At 50.5% G+C, this 17,502-nt stretch carries 15 protein-coding genes; 8 read left to right on the forward strand and 7 right to left on the reverse strand.

All coding sequences use genetic code 11. The features are described from left to right. The first annotated feature begins 249 nt into the window (after positions 1-249). On the forward strand, positions 250-1,392 hold the full coding sequence (locus tag C9I92_RS02090) for a PQQ-dependent sugar dehydrogenase (RefSeq protein WP_428838594.1): 1,143 nt from the start codon (positions 250-252) through the stop codon (positions 1,390-1,392). 99 nt (positions 1,393-1,491) lie between these two features. On the opposite strand, the gene C9I92_RS25330 is transcribed toward C9I92_RS02090, so the two are convergent. Next, positions 1,492-3,138 (reverse strand): methyl-accepting chemotaxis protein, encoded by a 1,647-nt coding sequence (locus C9I92_RS25330; protein ID WP_047884189.1) that lies wholly within the window; start codon positions 3,136-3,138, stop codon positions 1,492-1,494. 550 nt (positions 3,139-3,688) lie between these two features. Then, the gene (gene htpX / locus C9I92_RS02100) at positions 3,689-4,567 is read right to left on the reverse strand and encodes a protease HtpX (RefSeq protein WP_047884188.1); all 879 of its coding nucleotides are present in this window, start codon (positions 4,565-4,567) and stop codon (positions 3,689-3,691) included. 389 nt (positions 4,568-4,956) lie between these two features. Between htpX and C9I92_RS25335 the strand changes: the two genes are divergently transcribed. Both C9I92_RS25335 and C9I92_RS02105 read left to right on the forward strand, forming a co-directional pair. Further along, a complete protein-coding gene (locus C9I92_RS25335; protein WP_047884187.1) occupies positions 4,957-5,115 on the forward strand; it encodes a hypothetical protein in 159 nt (52 codons plus the stop codon). A gap of 177 nt (positions 5,116-5,292) precedes the next feature. Next, positions 5,293-5,958 (forward strand): hypothetical protein, encoded by a 666-nt coding sequence (locus tag C9I92_RS02105; RefSeq protein WP_053061741.1) that lies wholly within the window; start codon positions 5,293-5,295, stop codon positions 5,956-5,958. Between the two features lie 133 nt (positions 5,959-6,091). Here the strand turns inward: C9I92_RS02105 and bioD are convergent, their stop codons facing one another. Genes bioD through bioB form a run of 4 tightly spaced genes read right to left on the reverse strand, consistent with a single transcriptional unit; the run spans position 6,092 to position 9,832 of the window. Then, positions 6,092-6,781 (reverse strand): dethiobiotin synthase, encoded by a 690-nt coding sequence (bioD, locus tag C9I92_RS02110; protein WP_047884186.1) that lies wholly within the window; start codon positions 6,779-6,781, stop codon positions 6,092-6,094. Next, entirely contained in the window at positions 6,774-7,577 is an 804-nt protein-coding gene (gene bioC, locus C9I92_RS02115; protein ID WP_107193820.1) for a malonyl-ACP O-methyltransferase BioC, read from the reverse strand. The genes bioD and bioC overlap by 8 nt, the downstream gene beginning before the upstream one ends. A gap of 13 nt (positions 7,578-7,590) precedes the next feature. Then, positions 7,591-8,793: an 8-amino-7-oxononanoate synthase gene (gene bioF, locus C9I92_RS02120; protein ID WP_047884184.1), complete on the reverse strand. Its 1,203-nt coding sequence runs from the start codon at positions 8,791-8,793 to the stop codon at positions 7,591-7,593. After that, positions 8,780-9,832, reverse strand: a complete 1,053-nt coding sequence (bioB, locus tag C9I92_RS02125; protein ID WP_047884239.1) for a biotin synthase BioB — start codon at positions 9,830-9,832, stop codon at positions 8,780-8,782. The genes bioF and bioB overlap by 14 nt, the downstream gene beginning before the upstream one ends. 161 nt (positions 9,833-9,993) lie before the next feature. Between bioB and bioA the strand changes: the two genes are divergently transcribed. From bioA to prsR, 5 genes are all read left to right on the forward strand, one after another. After that, on the forward strand, positions 9,994-11,253 hold the full coding sequence (gene bioA / locus C9I92_RS02130; RefSeq protein ID WP_047884238.1) for an adenosylmethionine--8-amino-7-oxononanoate transaminase: 1,260 nt from the start codon (positions 9,994-9,996) through the stop codon (positions 11,251-11,253). A 120-nt stretch (positions 11,254-11,373) separates the two neighbouring features. Next, positions 11,374-11,940, forward strand: coding sequence for an LON peptidase substrate-binding domain-containing protein (locus C9I92_RS02135; RefSeq protein WP_047884183.1), 567 nt, complete (start codon positions 11,374-11,376; stop codon positions 11,938-11,940). Between the two features lie 320 nt (positions 11,941-12,260). Next, complete coding sequence (locus tag C9I92_RS25340) at positions 12,261-12,428, forward strand: hypothetical protein (RefSeq protein ID WP_157038307.1); 168 nt, start codon at positions 12,261-12,263, stop codon at positions 12,426-12,428. A gap of 114 nt (positions 12,429-12,542) precedes the next feature. Beyond that, positions 12,543-14,612: an XrtA/PEP-CTERM system histidine kinase PrsK gene (gene prsK, locus C9I92_RS02145; protein ID WP_084712481.1), complete on the forward strand. Its 2,070-nt coding sequence runs from the start codon at positions 12,543-12,545 to the stop codon at positions 14,610-14,612. A gap of 18 nt (positions 14,613-14,630) precedes the next feature. Continuing rightward, positions 14,631-16,001 (forward strand): PEP-CTERM-box response regulator transcription factor, encoded by a 1,371-nt coding sequence (prsR, locus tag C9I92_RS02150; RefSeq protein ID WP_047884181.1) that lies wholly within the window; start codon positions 14,631-14,633, stop codon positions 15,999-16,001. 201 nt (positions 16,002-16,202) lie between these two features. On the opposite strand, the gene C9I92_RS02155 is transcribed toward prsR, so the two are convergent. Further along, positions 16,203-17,501, reverse strand: coding sequence for an XrtA/PEP-CTERM system-associated ATPase (locus tag C9I92_RS02155; protein ID WP_084712480.1), 1,299 nt, complete (start codon positions 17,499-17,501; stop codon positions 16,203-16,205). Between the last annotated feature and the right edge of the window lies 1 nt (position 17,502).

Here is a 17,502-nt window from a genome sequence, read left to right on the forward strand (position 1 = left end):
AATGATGGTTACACTTGTCATCATCGGATACATGAAAAACAGAACAGGATTGTCTGCATGTTTCAGCAATTAATGAAAGGCATATTGACCGGGGGAATGCTACTAGGATTACCCGGATTGACACTGACTAATGGTGTCTCGGTCGCTCTCTCCTCCGCAAAAAGAGTTTCAGCGGCAATCGGCTTTGTGATAACGGTCTCCTCAGCGTTTGTCTCTTCCGTGTTTGTTTCTTATGTGTTTATTTCTTATGTGTTTATTTCTTACTCGTTTGTTTCTTACGCCTATGCTTCAGCCGCAACGGATTCAGAAACGAGTAGTACTATCCTCTTCACGGGGAGCAGTCAGGGCATGCCCTACCAGGTCGAGCGCATCGCACAACAACAGGGTACGCCCTGGGGCATGGCTTTTGTTGACGATCAACATCTCCTGGTTACGTTCCGTGAAGGCAAAGCCATGTTACTGAATCTCGATTCTGGTGACTGGCAACAGCTCAGCGGGGTGCCTCACGTTGCGGTGTATGGTCAGGGAGGTTTATTGGATGTGGCGAAAGAGCCGAAGCCATCCGGCAAGCCCTGGTACTATTTCACCTACAGCCAGTCTGTGACAGGCAAAAGCGGACAGGCTGCCACCGCCCTTGCCCGAGCCAAACTGGAAGGTAACCGCCTGATCCAATGGCAGGAACTGCTCGTCACTCAATCTGCCAGCGACACCTCCCGCCATTTCGGCAGCCGGATCGCCTTTGATCAAAGTGATCACCTGTTTTTTTCTGTGGGTGACCGCGGCCATCGGCCTAACGGTCAGGATATGACGACCCACGCCGGCAAGATACTTCGTCTTAACCTCGATGGCTCTGTGCCTGAGGATAATCCGTTTGTCCGCACACCAAATGCGCTGCACGAAATCTGGAGTCTGGGCCACCGCAATCCACAGGGCATGGCTTATGACTCAACAACTGGTCGCCTGTGGTCTATCGAGCACGGCCCGCGTGGCGGCGATGAAATCAACCTGATCCGCAAAGGGGTCAATTACGGCTGGCCTGTCACGTCACACGGCAAAGAGTATTGGGGACCCGTCGATGTCGGGGAAGCAACCGAAAAGGCGGGGATTGAGTCACCGAAAAAAGTCTACATCCCGTCCATCGCCCCCGGCAGTCTGATACTTTACACAGGAAGCAGCTTTCCTGCCTGGCGGGGAAGCCTGTTCAGCGGGGCACTCAAACTGCGCCACCTCAACCGGGTTGAACCTCAGGCTGATGGCAGTATTCGCCATGAAGAACGGTTGCTGGAATCGCTCGATGAGCGGATCCGGGCTCTGGCGCAGAGCCCGGAAGGCTGGATCTATTTCTCAACTGACAGTGGCGGCATCTATCGAATTCGACCGTCGGATCAGTAGTGCTTCCCTTATCTGTTAAGTGAAGCGCTCAGGCCTTGCACGGCACATCAGGCCTGAGCGCTAACCTGACAAATCAGTTCTTCGCAGCAGTCTTGCGTATCACACTTTAAACTGCCCCATCAGGGAATCCAGTTCTGTACTCTGCGCAGCCAGTGCATCACACACTTTTTGTGCACTCTCAATGTGGCTGAGCGTGTCATTACATCCCATCACAATGGCATGAATATTTTCAGTCAAACTTCCCGTCACGGCCGTTTGCTGTTCGGCCGCAGCGGCAACCTGCGTATTCATGTCACTGATCATCACAATAGACTGATTCATCACATCCAGCGCAACATTGGTTTCCTGAGAACGAGCCACCGTGTCTGCACCCGCTTTGGCGTTGCTGCGCATGACCTGTACTGATCGCTCGGCTGTCCCTTTGAGGGTTTCGATCATGCCGTGGATTTCATTGGTACAGTTTTGCGTTTTACTGGCCAGTGCGCGCACTTCATCAGCAACCACAGCAAACCCTCTTCCCTGATCGCCCGCGCGGGCCGCTTCGATGGCAGCATTCAGGGCCAGCAGATTAGTTTGATCAGCAATCCCCCGAATAACCTCCAGAATCGATGATATATCCACTACGTTCTTTTCCAGCTCCTGCATCATCAGGCTGGATTCATTGATTTCCGCCGAAAGCTGTTCCATTGCAGCCACTGAATCAGCCAGAGTAAGTTGCATGGTACCGGATTGCTGATTAAAAGCCTGTGTGGCATTGGCTGCCTCAGCAGCATGATCACTGACGGCATGGCTGGTTGCGCTTAATTCACTGACCGCAGATTCAACCGCCAGACACTCATGTTGCTGCACATGGCAGGACGAAACAATGTTTGCTGTCAGTGAGCTCAAATAGGCCGCCTCACGCTGCAGCAGATCTGAAGAGGCAACCACCTTCGCCAGGGTAGCCTGAATTTTTCCGACAAAGGTATTATAAGCCGTCGCCAGTTGCCCGGTTTCATCCTGACCCATCACCGGTACCCGCGCGGTCAGATCACCATCGCCATCAGAAATAGCTTTCAACGAATCTGTCAGTTGATGCAAGGGATTGACCACCAAACGGGTCATCACAAAGGCAATGGCTAACGACACCACTATCGTTATCCCGGAGCCCGTCAGCAGAATCGTTTGGGCAGCTTCGCTATGCTCCGCCACCTCCTGAATTAATTTTTCACGGGCATCAATAATTTCCCCTCGGATCACTTTAATTAACCCGCGAATTTCTTCGAAGTCTTTTTCTGCTATGTCTTCATGATCCCGATAATAATCCAGAGCCTGCTCAGGATGAGTCACAATAAACTCATATCTTTTCTGCCAGACATCATATTTATCCTCTAGCTGAATAATTTGATTTCTACTGGCTTCTGGCAAAAAACCAATATCAACCAACTGGTGAGGAGATGCGATTCTTGGTGCAGCTTTAGGGGCATTGTCATAGAAATTGAATTTATGAAACTCAATCATTTCTTTGTCATCAGGCAGGGTTAATGCCATCCCCATTCCTGCAGTCATAACCTGATAAATGTCCCGGTACGCATCTTCCATCTCATCCAGCACAGGCTGCACCTGTTCGTTGAGTACCTTGTTCACCTTATGCTGTTCACTGAAAACCACAGACACCTGAAAAATCAGAAATGTAAATGACAGGATAATAACGGTAATAGGAATGGTAAGTTTGTATTTGAAACTGACATTATTCAACCAACGCATAAAGCCTCTTAATACCAAAAGAACTGATAGCCAGTATAAATTTAAAAAATGAGAAAACAGAGGTTATATCAAACAGGATGATATCACTCCAACGGTTAATATCTACATTAAACTTATAAAAACAAAATCATTTATTTACTTTGAGTCAGAACTGGCTGAATTTAATTGTTATTAAAGTGAGAATAAAACGCTTTATTTATATTTGTACTCTATATGAATAACCGAGTACTAAATGATTTAACCAATATATTAATTTTAATGTTCTATGAAGACCAAAAATTACCAGTCTCAGACATCCGACACTATACAGTCAAATAAACGCCTAATTACCCGGTTTCACTCAGACTTTAAGATAAAAAAACCAGCAGAGTCACTCTGCTGGTTTTGTAGATTACAGCGCGCCATTCTTAGGCACTCACTTAGGCGCTCAGACGGCCACCAATGTAGACACCCGATATGAGCAGAGACATGGACACCGATATGAACGTAGCTGGGCAGTCGCTAAGAGGTTGTTCTGTTCTCAATCCATAACGATTGCCCATATTGCCGATTACAGGTGTTCACCACGACGAAGCGCGTCAATACGCTTATCCAGTGGTGGGTGCGTCATAAACAGCTCAGACAGAGTCTTTTTACCGTTGATGCCGAATGCCATCATAGAACCTTCCAGCTGGGATTCCTGGCTCATTTTCAGGCGTTCCAGTGCCGCGATCATCTTCTGCTTGCCAACCAGATGGGCTGAACCAGCATCCGCTTTAAATTCACGGTGACGGCTGTACCACATAGTCAGGATGCTCGCCAGGATGCCGAACAGCACTTCCATAATCGACGAAACAATAAAGTAAGTCAGGTAGCTGCCACCTTCACCTTCTTCATCGTTATTGTTCACGCCGCTGATTGCACCGGCAACCAGACGGGATACGAAAATAACAAAGGTGTTCACCACACCCTGCATCAGGGTCATAGTAACCATATCACCATTCGCGATATGGCTGACTTCGTGCGCCAGTACGGCTTCAGCTTCATCACGCGTCATGCTGTGCAGCAGGCCGGTTGAAACCGCAACCAGCGAATCGTCACGCTTGGCACCGGTTGCAAATGCGTTAATGTCCGCAGAATCGTAAATAGCCACTGTTGGCATGCCGATACCAGACTGCTGTGCCTGACGCGCGACAGTTTCCATCAGCCAGTGCTCAGTCTCGTTACGCGGGTGCTCAATCACCATACCGCCAACCGAGCGTAACGCCATTGATTTCGACATGAACAGTGAAATCAACGAGCCACCAAAACCAAACAGTGCTGCCATTACCAGCAAACCAGACAGGCTGCCAGGTTGCATACCGGTTACGGCATAAATAATGTTCAAGACAACACTGAATACCAGCAGTACAGCCAGGTTGGTTGCCAAAAACAATGCAATACGCTTCATGTTATATGTTCTCTCCTGAAAGGATGGTTCCTTCTCACAGCGCGCAGGCATAAATAACAAGAGCCCTGTGAATCAATTTATGTTGGTCTTTATAGTATGGTCGTCGAAACGAAAAACAAGTGAAAGTGATAAATTGTTACCTTTCGTTAGTGTTTTTCTACTCATGGATAACTCTATTTAACTCAATACGTTACTCTGTTTCATTTCGTACCACACTATTTTAGTCCGGCATCCTGTTCTTAACCTGTATCCGGTAAGGGTTAACGACTATACAGCGTACAAAATACGACCTTAGACTTTAGTCTTATTGTATCTGGAGGTCGGTTTGACTATTGTCATCGACAACAAGATTTCATTTTCTTACGTCGTCGAATTATCAAGGAGGACCGATGGCTGATCACGCAAATTACCAGGTCGCAATCGACATTCTGCGTTGTCACCTTGGCATGTCTGTTGAAGAAGCCCATAAAGAACTGGGGCTGGATAACAGCAAAACAGGTCTGAATGACACTCAGGAAGCCCTGCTCGGTTTGACGGGCGAAAACTGATCTTCCCACCTCATTATGATAAAACCTCCTTCGGGAGGTTTTATTTTGCACAAACAAAGCAAAGAAATGTGATCCAGATTCACAATTCAGTCTCTATTCAGTAAAGTGGCCTATAGTGTGTCCGATTTGACATACATATTACAATTGAACACGATACACACACTTTAGGTATTATTAATGCAGTCTATCAACTCTGTAGTTGCTGATGCAGACAAGTCTACGGTTAAAGCTTCCGCAATTTTCTGGCCATTTTGCCTCTCATTTTTATTTGCCAGTTTGCTTGCACTATCAGCCTTCGCTATCCACCTTGATGTACGAATTTTTCAAAACGACATGGGTGAAGCGTCTATTATCGAAGTCGGGCAGGAAGCCTATTTGCTGATTGCCGTGATTCTGTTTGGCCTGGTAGCCATCAAAGACGAATCTCAACGCGGGTTCGCGGTGCTGGTCACCGGCTTCTTTGCGACCATTTTTATTCGTGAAATGGACGGTATCCTGGACGCCATCCGACACGGTATCTGGAAATACCCAGCCTGGCTGGTGTCCGTTTCTGCCATTGGTTACAGTATTTTCCACCTTAAAACAACCACTCAGCCACTGGTACGATTCACTTCGACTCCGGCTTTTGGAATGATAGTTGGTGGTGTTTTTACCCTGCTGGTTTTCTCACGCATTTATGGCATGAACATTCTATGGCAGGCGGCGATGGGGGAACATCTGGACCCTGCTATCAAAGCCTACATTAAAACCATGGCTGAAGAAGGCGTGGAGTTACTGGCATACAGCCTGATTTTATTTGCATCAGCGTGGTACACCCTGCCTTGTCTGTTCAAACGTCGTTGAGATCTTGCCTTCCCATTGAAGAACGGGATATCACCAGAAAGAAAAAAAACCTGCCTCGGCAGGTTTTTTCTTTTCATTATGTTCGGAGGGAATGTCAGACAGAGTGTTATCCGCAACAACCCAAGCCGATTTGTCAGTTCGCGATCAAACCTAAAGGGGCCAAATCGATGTACTGAGAAAGGTCCCGTTTTTTCACTCCCGGCATATACGGTATTTCACCCAGTCGAGGGCAATGCAGGTTCTCATCCAGCATTCGGATAATCTCCGCGTAGTTTTCCGTTCCCGGATTTACACGGTTTGCGACCCATCCCACCAGCTCCAGTCCATCTTGACGAATGGCTTCGGCCGTCAGAATTGCATGGCTCAAACAGCCTAACTTCACCCCGACCACCAGAATGACCGGTAGTTTTTCCTGCTTCACCCACGTGGACAGAAAATCATTGCGCGACACGGGCACACGCCAACCGCCTGCACCTTCAACCAATACCACGTCAGATTTCTGCTTCAGGTGCGCTAGCCCTTGTGACAGAACATCAAACTCAATGACCCGATTTTCCATTTCAGCCGCCAGATGAGGCGAAACGGCCGCTTCAAACGCATAAGGGTTCACTTCGTCGTAGGTCAGTTCAACCACAGAGGCATCCTGCAGATACAGTGCGTCAGAATTCCGCATGCCGTCCTTGGTCGGAGCACTGCCGGAGGCTACCGGCTTATAACCCGCCATCTTGATATTGGCACTCCCCGCCGCATGAAGAATGGCGCGTGAAGCAACAGTTTTACCTACTTCGGTATCTGTTCCCGTGACAAAGAAAGCGTTAGTCATTCAAAATTACTCCAAAACAAACCTGATATGTCGCTGGCAACTGCCCCGTCGGGGTGCGGAACGCTTCATAAGCGCCCTCCAGTGCCTTCAGTCTGGCGCGTCCGGCTAAACCGGCCTGACGGCCTTGCTGTAAATGTGTTGCCCCAATCCCTTTCAGATCTTTCATCAGATCCATCGCGGACGGGTAATACATGGTGACAGGTGAAAATTCTAGGTCAGCCTGTGGCAGCCCCGCTTGCGCCAGCGCAAGTTTTATCTCGTTCGGAGAGAGAAACTGGTTGACGTGTTGATATTGATCAACCTGTTGCCATGCTGCTTTCAGCTCTGCCAGTGACCCATCAGCCAGGGTGGAGAACAAAATCCGTCCTCCGGGCTTCACCACCCGTTTGAGCTCTCGCAGCGGCACTGATAAATCGCGGCACCACTGCAACGCCAGGCTTGAGAAGGCCATATCAAACTGATTCACCTCAAGCGGCAGCTGTTCTGCATCGGCCTGTAGATACTGAACCCGATTGCCGCAGCGGCGCTGAGCCTGTTCGAGCATGCTTACCGACAAATCTGCCGCACAAACCCTGAGCCCTCGCTGCGTCAACTGGTCACTGAAATACCCGGTACCACATCCGAGATCCAGTATCTGACTGCCGGCTACTGAGGCCGCTGGGAGCTGACACAGCAGACGATGACCGACCAGACGCTGAAATTCTGCGGCCTTATCATAATGCTTGGCCGCGCGGCCAAAGGCCGCAGCAATCGCCTGCTTTTCTCCGGCATTCGGGAGAGCCGCATCATCCGACATCATCATTTTCACGTCACTGCGCATGAAAAACCTCGTTGATGGCATTGGCCAGTTGTCTGATATCCGACGGCTCATGATTAGCCGTCAACGTGATTCGCAGGCGGGAGGAATTCACCGGCACCGTCGGTGGACGTATAGCGCTGACCCAAATGCCCCGGTCCCGCAGTTGCTCTGACATTGCAACCGCGCGCTGGCTGTCGCCAACCAGTACCGGCTTAATGGGAGTATCAGTTGCCACCAGCTCTACTGCCGGGTCGAGTGCTTCCGCCAGGATGTGCCCAAGCTCCTGCAATTTTTCACGGCGCCAGTGCTGCTGCTGAATCATACTGCACGCCTGACTGAGTGCATGAGCCTGTGCCGGTGGAATCGCTGTCGAATAGATATAATGCCGTGCAAACTGCACCAGATATTCAGCCAGATCCTCGTTGCAAAGAATCGCAGCCCCCTGCAAACCAAAAGCTTTACCGAACGTCACCACTAAAATATCCGGGCGGATACCAGCCTGATCGCAACTTCCCCGGCCTTCATCGCCAAGCACACCGCAGCCATGAGCATCGTCCACGGCCAGTAAACTCTGATGCGCATGACACAATGTTTGCATGGCAGCCAAAGGCGCACAGTCACCGTCCATACTGAACACCCCTTCGGTCACCACCATTTTCACAGTTTCAGCCGAAGTGACATTTGTCTGCTTAGCCAGTAACTGCGCCAGTGCATCGGTGTCGTTATGCGCAAAACGCCGCATGGTTGCCTCGCTCAGCATGCCCGCCTCCATCAGCGAAGCATGGTTGAGTTTGTCCTGAATCAGCAGATCACCTTTTTGCAACAGTGTAAACAGCAGCGCCTGGTTGGCACCAAAACCGCTACTGAACAGCAGTGCGCGATCATAGCCCAGCCAGTCTGCAAGCTGTTTCTCTAATCGATGATGTGCTGGCTGATACCCCGTTACCAGCGGGGATGCGCCGCTGCCAGCACCATAGCGCGTCAGCCCTTGTTGCCATGCCTCGACCAAGGCCGGAGATTGCGCCAGACCCAAATAGTCATTGCTGGAAAAGTTCAGGCACCGTTTAGCATGGTGGGGAGATGAGGCTTGAGAAAGTGAACCGGTATCCAGCACCTGACAGTCCTGACGCTCAAGGCAGGTGCGTGAGCGATACAACCCTTGCGACTGGCGCGCGGCAAGGGCTGACTGGATGCGTTGATTAAAGGGATGCATCGTAGAACAGATCGTCTTTCCCCGGACGGGCAGCCATCCGCTCTGCCACTTGGTTCAGCAACTCCTGCTCCTGGATTTCATCCGGCTTGGCACTTTGCTCGTCCCGGTTGATACCCAGCTTGGCAAACAACTGCATGTCTTTGTCTTCACCCGGATTTGGGGTAGTCAGCAGTTTACAGCCATAGAAAATGGAATTGGCACCAGCCATGAAACACAGCGCCTGCATCTGCTCGTTCATCTTTTCACGTCCGGCAGACAGTCGTACCGCAGATTGCGGCATAATAATACGGGCAACCGCGATGATACGGATAAAATCAAACGGGTCGGTATCATCCACCGTTTCCAGTGGCGTGCCTTTCACCTTAACCAGCATGTTAATCGGCACACTTTCCGGATGCACCGGCAGATTCGCCAGTTCTACCAGCAGACCCGCACGGTCACGGGCACTTTCTCCCATGCCGATAATGCCGCCTGAACAAATCTTCATACCCGCATCACGCACATGGCTCAGCGTATCCAAGCGATCCTGGTAGGTTCTGGTGGTAATAATATTGCCGTAGAACTCCGGCGAGGTATCCAGGTTGTGGTTGTAATAATCTAGCCCAGCATCCGCCAGCTGATTGGCCTGATCGCCAGTGATCATGCCCAGGGTCATACACGTTTCCAGCCCCATGGCTTTTACGCCGCGTACCATTTCCAGCAGGTAAGGCATGTCACGTTCTTTCGGGTTTTTCCAGGCGGCTCCCATACAAAAACGCGTAGAGCCTGACGCCTTGGCTTTACCTGCCGCATCCAGTACCCGCTCGACTTCCATCAAACGCTCCCGGTCAACGTCGGTGCGATAATGCGCGCTTTGCGGGCAGTATTTACAATCTTCCGGACAGGCACCGGTCTTGATCGACAGCAGCGTACTGACCTGCACTTTGTTCGGTTCATGGTGCTGGCGATGTACTCGCTGTGCTTCGAACAGCAAATCCATAAACGGCTTATTGAAAAGCGCCTGAACTTCCTCGACTGTCCAGTCGTGACGTACTTCCACGTGTAAAACCTCGTTTTTATTGTTCTTGGCATGCCGTTGTTGCCACACCAAAAATTATTGTTATGTGCTTCCTAATACTTGGCTAGTCTACTTCGAGCCAGTAGACTGTCAACCATAAAGAAATAGAAAGGTTTACATCTGTGCAAAATAACAACAAACCGGTGGATTTAGATTTTGACCAGAAACATGTCTGGCATCCCTACACGTCTACCCAGGCTCCTCTTCCCTGCTATCCCGTCACCCATGCTGAAGGCGTTTATCTGACTCTGGAAGACGGTCGGCAGTTGGTTGATGGCATGTCTTCCTGGTGGTCGACCATTCATGGCTACAACCACCCTATGCTGAATGAAGCAGCAAAGTCGCAAATTGATAAGATGGCACACGTTATGTTTGGCGGTATTACCCACCAGCCGGCAGTGGAATTGTGCCGCAAGCTGGTCGCCATCAGTCCGGAGCCATTGCAACATGTTTTTCTGGCCGATTCAGGCTCGGTGGCGGTGGAAGTCTCCCTGAAAATGGCATTGCAGTACTGGCACGCCCGAGGTGAGCAACGCCCTAAGTTTCTGACTGTCCGGCACGGCTATCACGGCGACACCTTTGCCGCCATGTCAGTCACCGACCCGGACAACTCCATGCACAGCCTGTACAAAGGGTTTCTGCCTGAACACATTTTTGCCGACTCCCCGCAGTGCGGTTTTTTTGATGAGTGGGATGAATCAGATGTCGATGATTTTCGCACCAAACTTATCGCCCATCATACCGAGCTGGCCGCAGTGATCCTGGAACCCATCGTACAGGGCGCCGGAGGCATGCGAATTTACCATCCGAACTTCCTGAAACGGGTTCGTGAACTGTGTGATGAATACGGGGTATTGCTGATTGCCGATGAAATTGCCACCGGATTTGGCCGAACCGGAAAATTATTTGCCTGTGAACACGCCGGTATCAGTCCTGATATTATGTGTGTCGGAAAAGCGTTAACCGGCGGTTATATGACCCTTTCGGCGACACTGACGACCACGCATGTCGCAAATACGGTATGTGGTGGCGAGGCGGGCTGCTTCATGCACGGCCCTACCTTTATGGGCAATCCGCTGGCCTGCGCGGTGGCGAATGCCAGCCTGGATCTGCTTGCCAACGGACACTGGCAAAAGCAGGTAAAACAGATTGAAAATCAATTGGCTGAACAGCTTCCGGCGATCGGTCAGCTTCCCGCGGTTAAAGCCGTTCGCTGGCTGGGTGCGATAGGAGTGGTCGAGCTGTATCAACCGGTCGATATGGCCAAGATTCAGAAGACTTTTGTAGACATGGGTGTCTGGATTCGCCCTTTTGGCACACTTGTCTACATAATGCCCCCTTTTATCATTAGTCAACAAGAACTTAGACAACTGACCTCTGCGATAAAAGCCGCTGTTAGCTAGTATCGAAAAGCAGACAGCATCCAAAAGTTGTCTGCTTATACTTTTCCTGAACGTTATAGCAAACCCAACTTTCTGTTGGACCGTACTTAATAAAGAATAACGTCAGTAAAGGCTAGAACTATGCAGTTACCACTATTCCCGTTACAGCTGTATCTGCTCCCTGGTGGGATCAGTAAGTTGAGGATTTTCGAACCCCGCTACACTCGCCTGGTTAAACTGGCTATGGCCTCAGGCGAAGGGTTCGGACTCTGTATGAAAGACGGCGAGACATTGTGTCATTTCGGTACCCGGGCAATCATTACAGATTTTGAGCAACTCCCCGATGGTTTACTGGGTATCACGGTTAAAGGGGTAGAAAAGTATGTGATCAACAAACACTGGCAAGAGGAGGATGCCCTTCGCTTTGGCGATGTCACTCCACTGTCCAACTGGTCACCGACTGAAATAAAATTTGTTGACCGGGATATTTCAAGCAGCCTCAAGGCTCTGTTTGAAGAATACCCTGAGCATGCAGCTAACTACCCCATGCCCGACTATAACGATATGACCTGGGTCTGTCAGCGCTGGTTAGAACTCCTGCCACTGGAAACCAATCAAAAACAGTGGTTTATGAGTCGCAGCGATCATCGTGCGGCACTGTCTTTTCTGCACAGTGTCATCGACGATCAGTTGAAAAAAAACCAGTGAGTGCCACCTATATTGCCATGTCTGTGGATGTGTCATTTAACAAAGACATGAGTTGCTTTTTATAACAAAAATAAAAAATTGGCCTGTCATATTGCCAGTTACAGTCCCCTATGATTTATGCGCGACGATTTATTCATACTGACACCGTATTCTTTCAGGCTTGCGGGTTTGTTATGTTCCGAGCAGCCCATCTGCCACACTCCCAAAAAACATTCTTATCATTAAGCCAACGTGCGCAAATGTGGTGTTCTACAGTAAACACATAAACAGGAGCAGTAACGAATCAGGGAGATGAGACATACACAATTTGGGGATTCGGCATGAACAAGCTTTTACTGATACTGACACTCAACTGTCTGCCATTTGTCTTTATCGCATTTTCTATCTACGCCAGCAGTAACGAACCGGAAGATTCCCGCAAGACCCTTCAGCAATGGCTGCCACTCGATGCCATTTGTGAGTCGATTCAGTCTCCGCCCTCTCCATGACATCAGCTAACCACCGGTAGACATTTTGCCACAAAGCACGGTCACGGATTTCACCGCCAGAGGCAAATTCGTCTAGTCTCATAATAAGAAACTTCCACAAAAAAGGACTCAGCATTGGAATTTCTTTTGGGACCCGTGGGCTACTTTGTTGCCGCAACCGGTTTTGCGGCACTTTTGCTGTTGCTGCTGACAACATACCGGCAGGTGAACCTGCAAAAGAGCCTGCTTCAGCTGGTGTGTGTGTCCGGGGCTGTCTGGGCAGGCACCACCGGCTTGCAGCTAATTTACGGATATCCGTTGCTGTTTTCGCTGGTGACGGAAAGCCTTTTTAACGGCATTCTCAGTTTGCTGTTACTTGGCACAATTATCAGTGCCGAGCGCCTGTCCGAGGTGATCAAGCATAAACTGATGATACTGTGTGGCGTGATCTTTCTGGTCGCTACGCTGGAAATCTGTCGATTGCTGGTGCCTTTCCTGCACCAGAAAGTATTCTTCTTTGCGCATCTCTGCCAGGCCATCATTGGCCTCTGGTTCATCGAAAACCTGTACCGCCGCAGCCATCGTCAGGAATTGCAGGCCATCAAGCCTATCTGCCTCGGGCTCGGGATGATCTATGGTTACAATTTTGCCCTTTACGCCGATGCCTTCCTGACCAATGTCATTGCCCCCTCATTCTGGGATGGTCGGGGATGGATCATCGCAACAGCCATTCCGCTCATTGTCCTGACAACCCGACGCCTGAATCGCTGGGCCAGCCGGGTGTATGTCTCTAGGGATGTCATTTATCACAGCACCTTGATCCTGGTTGCCGGTATCTACCTGCTGGCCATGTCAATCGTCAGCTTTTTTATCAAAGCGGCCGGCGTTTCCTGGGCAGACACCGCGCAGACCATTTTCTTTGCCCTTAGCAGTTTAGTACTGGCCAGTCTGTTTCTGTCCTCTCCGCTGCGCAGGCGGCTCAAGGTTTTTATCGCCAAGCACTTTTTCGCCAATAAGTATGAATATCGCCAGGAATGGATCACTTTCTGCGCCAGTCTGGAACACCACGAACGTTCACCTTATGACAATGCGTTGGCTGCCATGCGGGGACCATTCGGCTGCACCGCAGGACTGCTGGCCAGCATGAAGAATGGCCGGTTACAGGCAGTCTCTCATGACGGCTGTGCGGCGGCGTCACCCGAGGCAACCTATCTGCTGGAACACTTGGGTCTGCCGGCTATCGAACACGACTGGATCATTGATTTCGAGAAACTCAAAGCCGGTTACGAAGTACCGCCGTTTTCTGTTGAACATGACCGGCTTCCCGCCCCTGCACCATTTTCTGTGCTGGTACCGGTGCATTCTGACGGTGGTTTCCAGGGTGTGTTCCTGCTCTCCCGCCCGACGTCAACCGATACCGTCGACTGGGAAGACAGGGATCTGATGCATGCCATCGGCAGTCAACTCGCCGTTTATCTGACGATGTATGAAGCCAACCAGAAGCTGGCTGAAAGCCAGCAGTTCGACACCTTTAACCGCATGTCTTCTTTTCTGGTGCACGACCTGAAAAACGTCGTGGCTCAGCTACAGCTGCTCAGCCGCAATGCTGCCCGTCACAAGCACAATCCGGAATTTATTGATGATGCTTTCGACACCGTCGAGTCTGCGGTCAACAGACTGAATAATGTGCTGAGCCAGCTACGCAGCAAACGTATTGATGCCGACAGCACGCAGCACATCGAAATCGCGCCGGTGATCGCCCAGGTTTGCCAGACCCGCTCCGTGCAGGAGCCGTGCCCTGTTTTTCGTGACCTTACCCACGAGCCAATCCGCCTCGATGCCAATAAAGAGCGCTTTGAAAACATCCTCAACCATCTGATCCAAAACGCACAGGATGCAACCGATGCACAGGGGCAGGTCGACATCACCCTGCAGGTAACCGGTAACCACTGCCAGATTGATATCACCGATAATGGTCATGGGATGAGTCAGGATTTCATTCAGCACCGTTTGTTCAAACCGTTTGATACCACCAAAGGCAACGCCGGAATGGGAATCGGGGCTTACGATGCCAAGAACATGATTGAACAACTCGGCGGGCATGTCACGGTACAGTCCGCCCCTGAACAAGGCACGCGCTTTGTGCTGGCGGTCCCCCTCAGCACCCGTTCACCACAAAAAAATCCAACTATACTCAAAGAATAACCACAAGAGAGGCAACGTATGGAAACACTGCTTGTTATCGAAGATGATCCGGGAATTCAGAAGCAGCTGAAGTGGTGTCTGGCCGATTATGACGTCGTATTTGCGGCCAACCGACAGGAAGCCATCACCGCCCTGCGCCGCTATGAACCCAAAGTGGTTACTCTGGATTTGGGTCTACCGCCAGATCCGACAAACGCCTCTGAAGGGCTGCAGACTCTCAAGGAAATCCTTGACCTGTGTCCGAATACTAAAGTGATAGTGATCACTGGCAATGATGATAAAGATAACGCACTCAAAGCCATTGAATTGGGGGCCCATGACTTTTATCAGAAGCCGATTGATGATGAGATTCTGTCTGTGATCATTGCCCGCGCCTTTGTCATTACGAATCTGGAAAGCGAGAATATCCGCCTGCGCCAGTCCTCGCTCGACAGCCACGGGTTTATCGGTAACAGCCCACAGATTCAGCATGTCTGCCGGATGGTGGATCGTATTGCGGCCTGTGAAATTTCCACCCTGATCCTTGGTGAAAGCGGAACCGGTAAAGAAGTGCTGGCACGGGCGATTCACGATCGCAGCCCGCGTCATGACAAACCTTTTGTGGCCATTAACTGTGCGTCGATTCCAGAGCATCTGCTGGAAAGCGAGCTGTTCGGGTTTGAAAAAGGGGCCTTTACCGGCGCACATAAAACCACAATCGGGAAAATCGAACACGCCAATGGCGGCACCCTGTTTCTGGATGAAATTGGCGACATGCCTTATCCGTTACAGGCAAAAATTCTGCGCTTTTTGCAGGAGAAAGTCATCGAGCGTGTCGGCGGACGCCAGGAAATCCCGGTTGATGTCAAAATCATCTGTGCGACCCACCAGAACCTGCAACAGATGATGACCGAAAAAACCTTTCGCGAAGATTTATTCTTCCGCATCAGTGAAATTACTATCGACAACCCACCCTTACGCGAGCGCGGAGAAGACATCGTACTACTCGCCCGTTTCTTCCTCCATCTTGCCAACCAGCAGACTCAGCACAAAATCAATGGCTTTACCGACGAGGCCATCGCAGCGCTGTGTCAGTATCACTGGCCGGGGAATATTCGTGAGCTGCAGAATAAGATTAAATCAGCCGCCATTATGGCGGACGGCAAGGTCATTTCTGAATTTGATTTGGCTCTGACATCAGTGGACGCCTCAGCACAGGAAAAAATGCCACTTAATCTGCGCCAGATTCGAGATGCAGCGGAAAAGCAAGCAATCAGCAAAGCGTTGACCATGACCGATGGCAATATCTCACGCGCCGCCAATCTGCTGGGCGTTACCCGCCCGACCCTCTACACGCTGATTGAAAAATTCAGCCTGAACGCCGATGCGCCTTCCTCCACGACGCAGTAATAAATGCGCTGAATAAGCGACATGCGTACAGATAAATCGGCCTTCTTATATCGGCCTGTTAAACCCGCCCCACGACAAGTTCGTTGGGGCAAACACTGAAGAAACCACCGGGTCTTAGCAGTAAAACGGCGAGAACCGTAAGCAACAAAAAAACAAGGCAGGTCGTTGACCTGCCTTGTTTTTTGTTTTCGTCCAATTTCATTATTCTTGATGGGCTTTCATCAGGGCCTGAACCCAACGTTTGCTCTCGAGTTTAAGATTATCAGCATCTTCGATTTGAGTGTTCCCATCCATGTCATTGTTGCCCTCACGGGGTTGAGATGACGTGATCTCCCCGCTGTACGACGAGGGAGCCGGAAAGGCATCTTCCCCGAGAACATTTTCTGCGGCATCTGTCTCAGCCCCCTCATTGCCATTGGATACCGCAGAGGAGCCGCCAAGCTGATCGGATAATCGACGCTTTTTCAGGATGAGATTGTCTAGGTAACGAATTGTGGCAACTTTGCGTTCAATGACCTTGTCCAGTACCTCTTTCACTGAATCCAGCGTAGACAGGATTTTATCCATTTCATGATCACTCAGTGCAGAGCGACCTTGTGACAAACTATTCTCCGGATGAAAACCCGCACCCGCCGCGGAATGCAGGGAATCGGAGAGAGGAGCCATGGCGTGCTGAGTACTGATAGAGCCAGAGAATTCTTCGCCCATTTCATCAATCACCTGCTGAACGGCGTCCTCATCGATAATGCGCAATTCTTCAAGGTAAGCATAAAGAAACAAGCGATCCATCAGGATGTTAATCTTGCGGGGAATACCGGCCGTTTGCTCAGCGACTTTGGCAAAAATCGCCTCGTCCAGTTCCGGGTTTCCCTCCCAGCCAACCTGATGTAAGCGGTGCAAAATGTAATCGCGGGTTTGCTCGGTATCAAACGGCTGAAGATGGCAGGATGCAATGACCCGCTGGCGGAACTGCTCCATTTCCGGCAGAGCAATAATGGCTTTGAGCTCCTCCTGCCCCAGCAAAAAGCTCTGAATCAGCGGACGGTCATCAAGCTGGAAATTCGATAACATTCGCAGCTCTTCCACTGTCTCGGCCGGAAGGTTTTGCGCTTCATCCACCAGCAAGAGCGCATGCTTACCCTGCTGATGCAATTTCAGCAAAGCCTGCTCCATGCGTTTCAGAATTGCGGCTTTATCCAGGCCTTCTACCGGTATCCCAAATTTGGCCGCTACCAACCGTACCAACTCTTCTGGCGTGAGCCGGGTTGTGGCGATCTGAATTGCTTCGATGGAATCATCCAGAGAAGCCAGCAGGTTTCGGGCAATCGTAGTTTTTCCGGTACCTATCGGCCCGGTGACCACGATAAACCCCTCGCCCTGTGACAAGCCATATTCAAGGTACGACGCCGCCTTTTCGTGGAACGGGCTGGCATAAAAGAATCTGGGATCCGGGCTGAGTTTGAAGGGTTTGTCCGTCAGCCCAAAATGTGCTTCGTACATA

The organism is Photobacterium ganghwense (assembly GCF_003025595.1).
GTDB classification, from domain to species: domain Bacteria; phylum Pseudomonadota; class Gammaproteobacteria; order Enterobacterales; family Vibrionaceae; genus Photobacterium; species Photobacterium ganghwense.

Bases quoted from the DNA above. Each gene is read 5' to 3' on its own strand.
- C9I92_RS02155 (WP_084712480.1), bottom strand. From the start codon at position 17,501: ATGTACGAAGCACATTTTGGGCTGACGGACAAACCCTTCAAACTCAGC.
- C9I92_RS25330 (WP_047884189.1), bottom strand. From the start codon at position 3,138: ATGCGTTGGTTGAATAATGTCAGTTTCAAATACAAACTTACCATTCCT.
- bioD (WP_047884186.1), bottom strand. From the start codon at position 6,781: ATGACTAACGCTTTCTTTGTCACGGGAACAGATACCGAAGTAGGTAAA.
- htpX (WP_047884188.1), bottom strand. From the start codon at position 4,567: ATGAAGCGTATTGCATTGTTTTTGGCAACCAACCTGGCTGTACTGCTG.
- bioC (WP_107193820.1), bottom strand. From the start codon at position 7,577: ATGTCGGATGATGCGGCTCTCCCGAATGCCGGAGAAAAGCAGGCGATT.
- C9I92_RS02135 (WP_047884183.1), top strand. From the start codon at position 11,374: ATGCAGTTACCACTATTCCCGTTACAGCTGTATCTGCTCCCTGGTGGG.
- prsR (WP_047884181.1), top strand. From the start codon at position 14,631: ATGGAAACACTGCTTGTTATCGAAGATGATCCGGGAATTCAGAAGCAG.
- C9I92_RS25340 (WP_157038307.1), top strand. From the start codon at position 12,261: ATGAACAAGCTTTTACTGATACTGACACTCAACTGTCTGCCATTTGTC.
- C9I92_RS25335 (WP_047884187.1), top strand. From the start codon at position 4,957: ATGGCTGATCACGCAAATTACCAGGTCGCAATCGACATTCTGCGTTGT.
- bioF (WP_047884184.1), bottom strand. From the start codon at position 8,793: ATGCATCCCTTTAATCAACGCATCCAGTCAGCCCTTGCCGCGCGCCAG.
- C9I92_RS02105 (WP_053061741.1), top strand. From the start codon at position 5,293: ATGCAGTCTATCAACTCTGTAGTTGCTGATGCAGACAAGTCTACGGTT.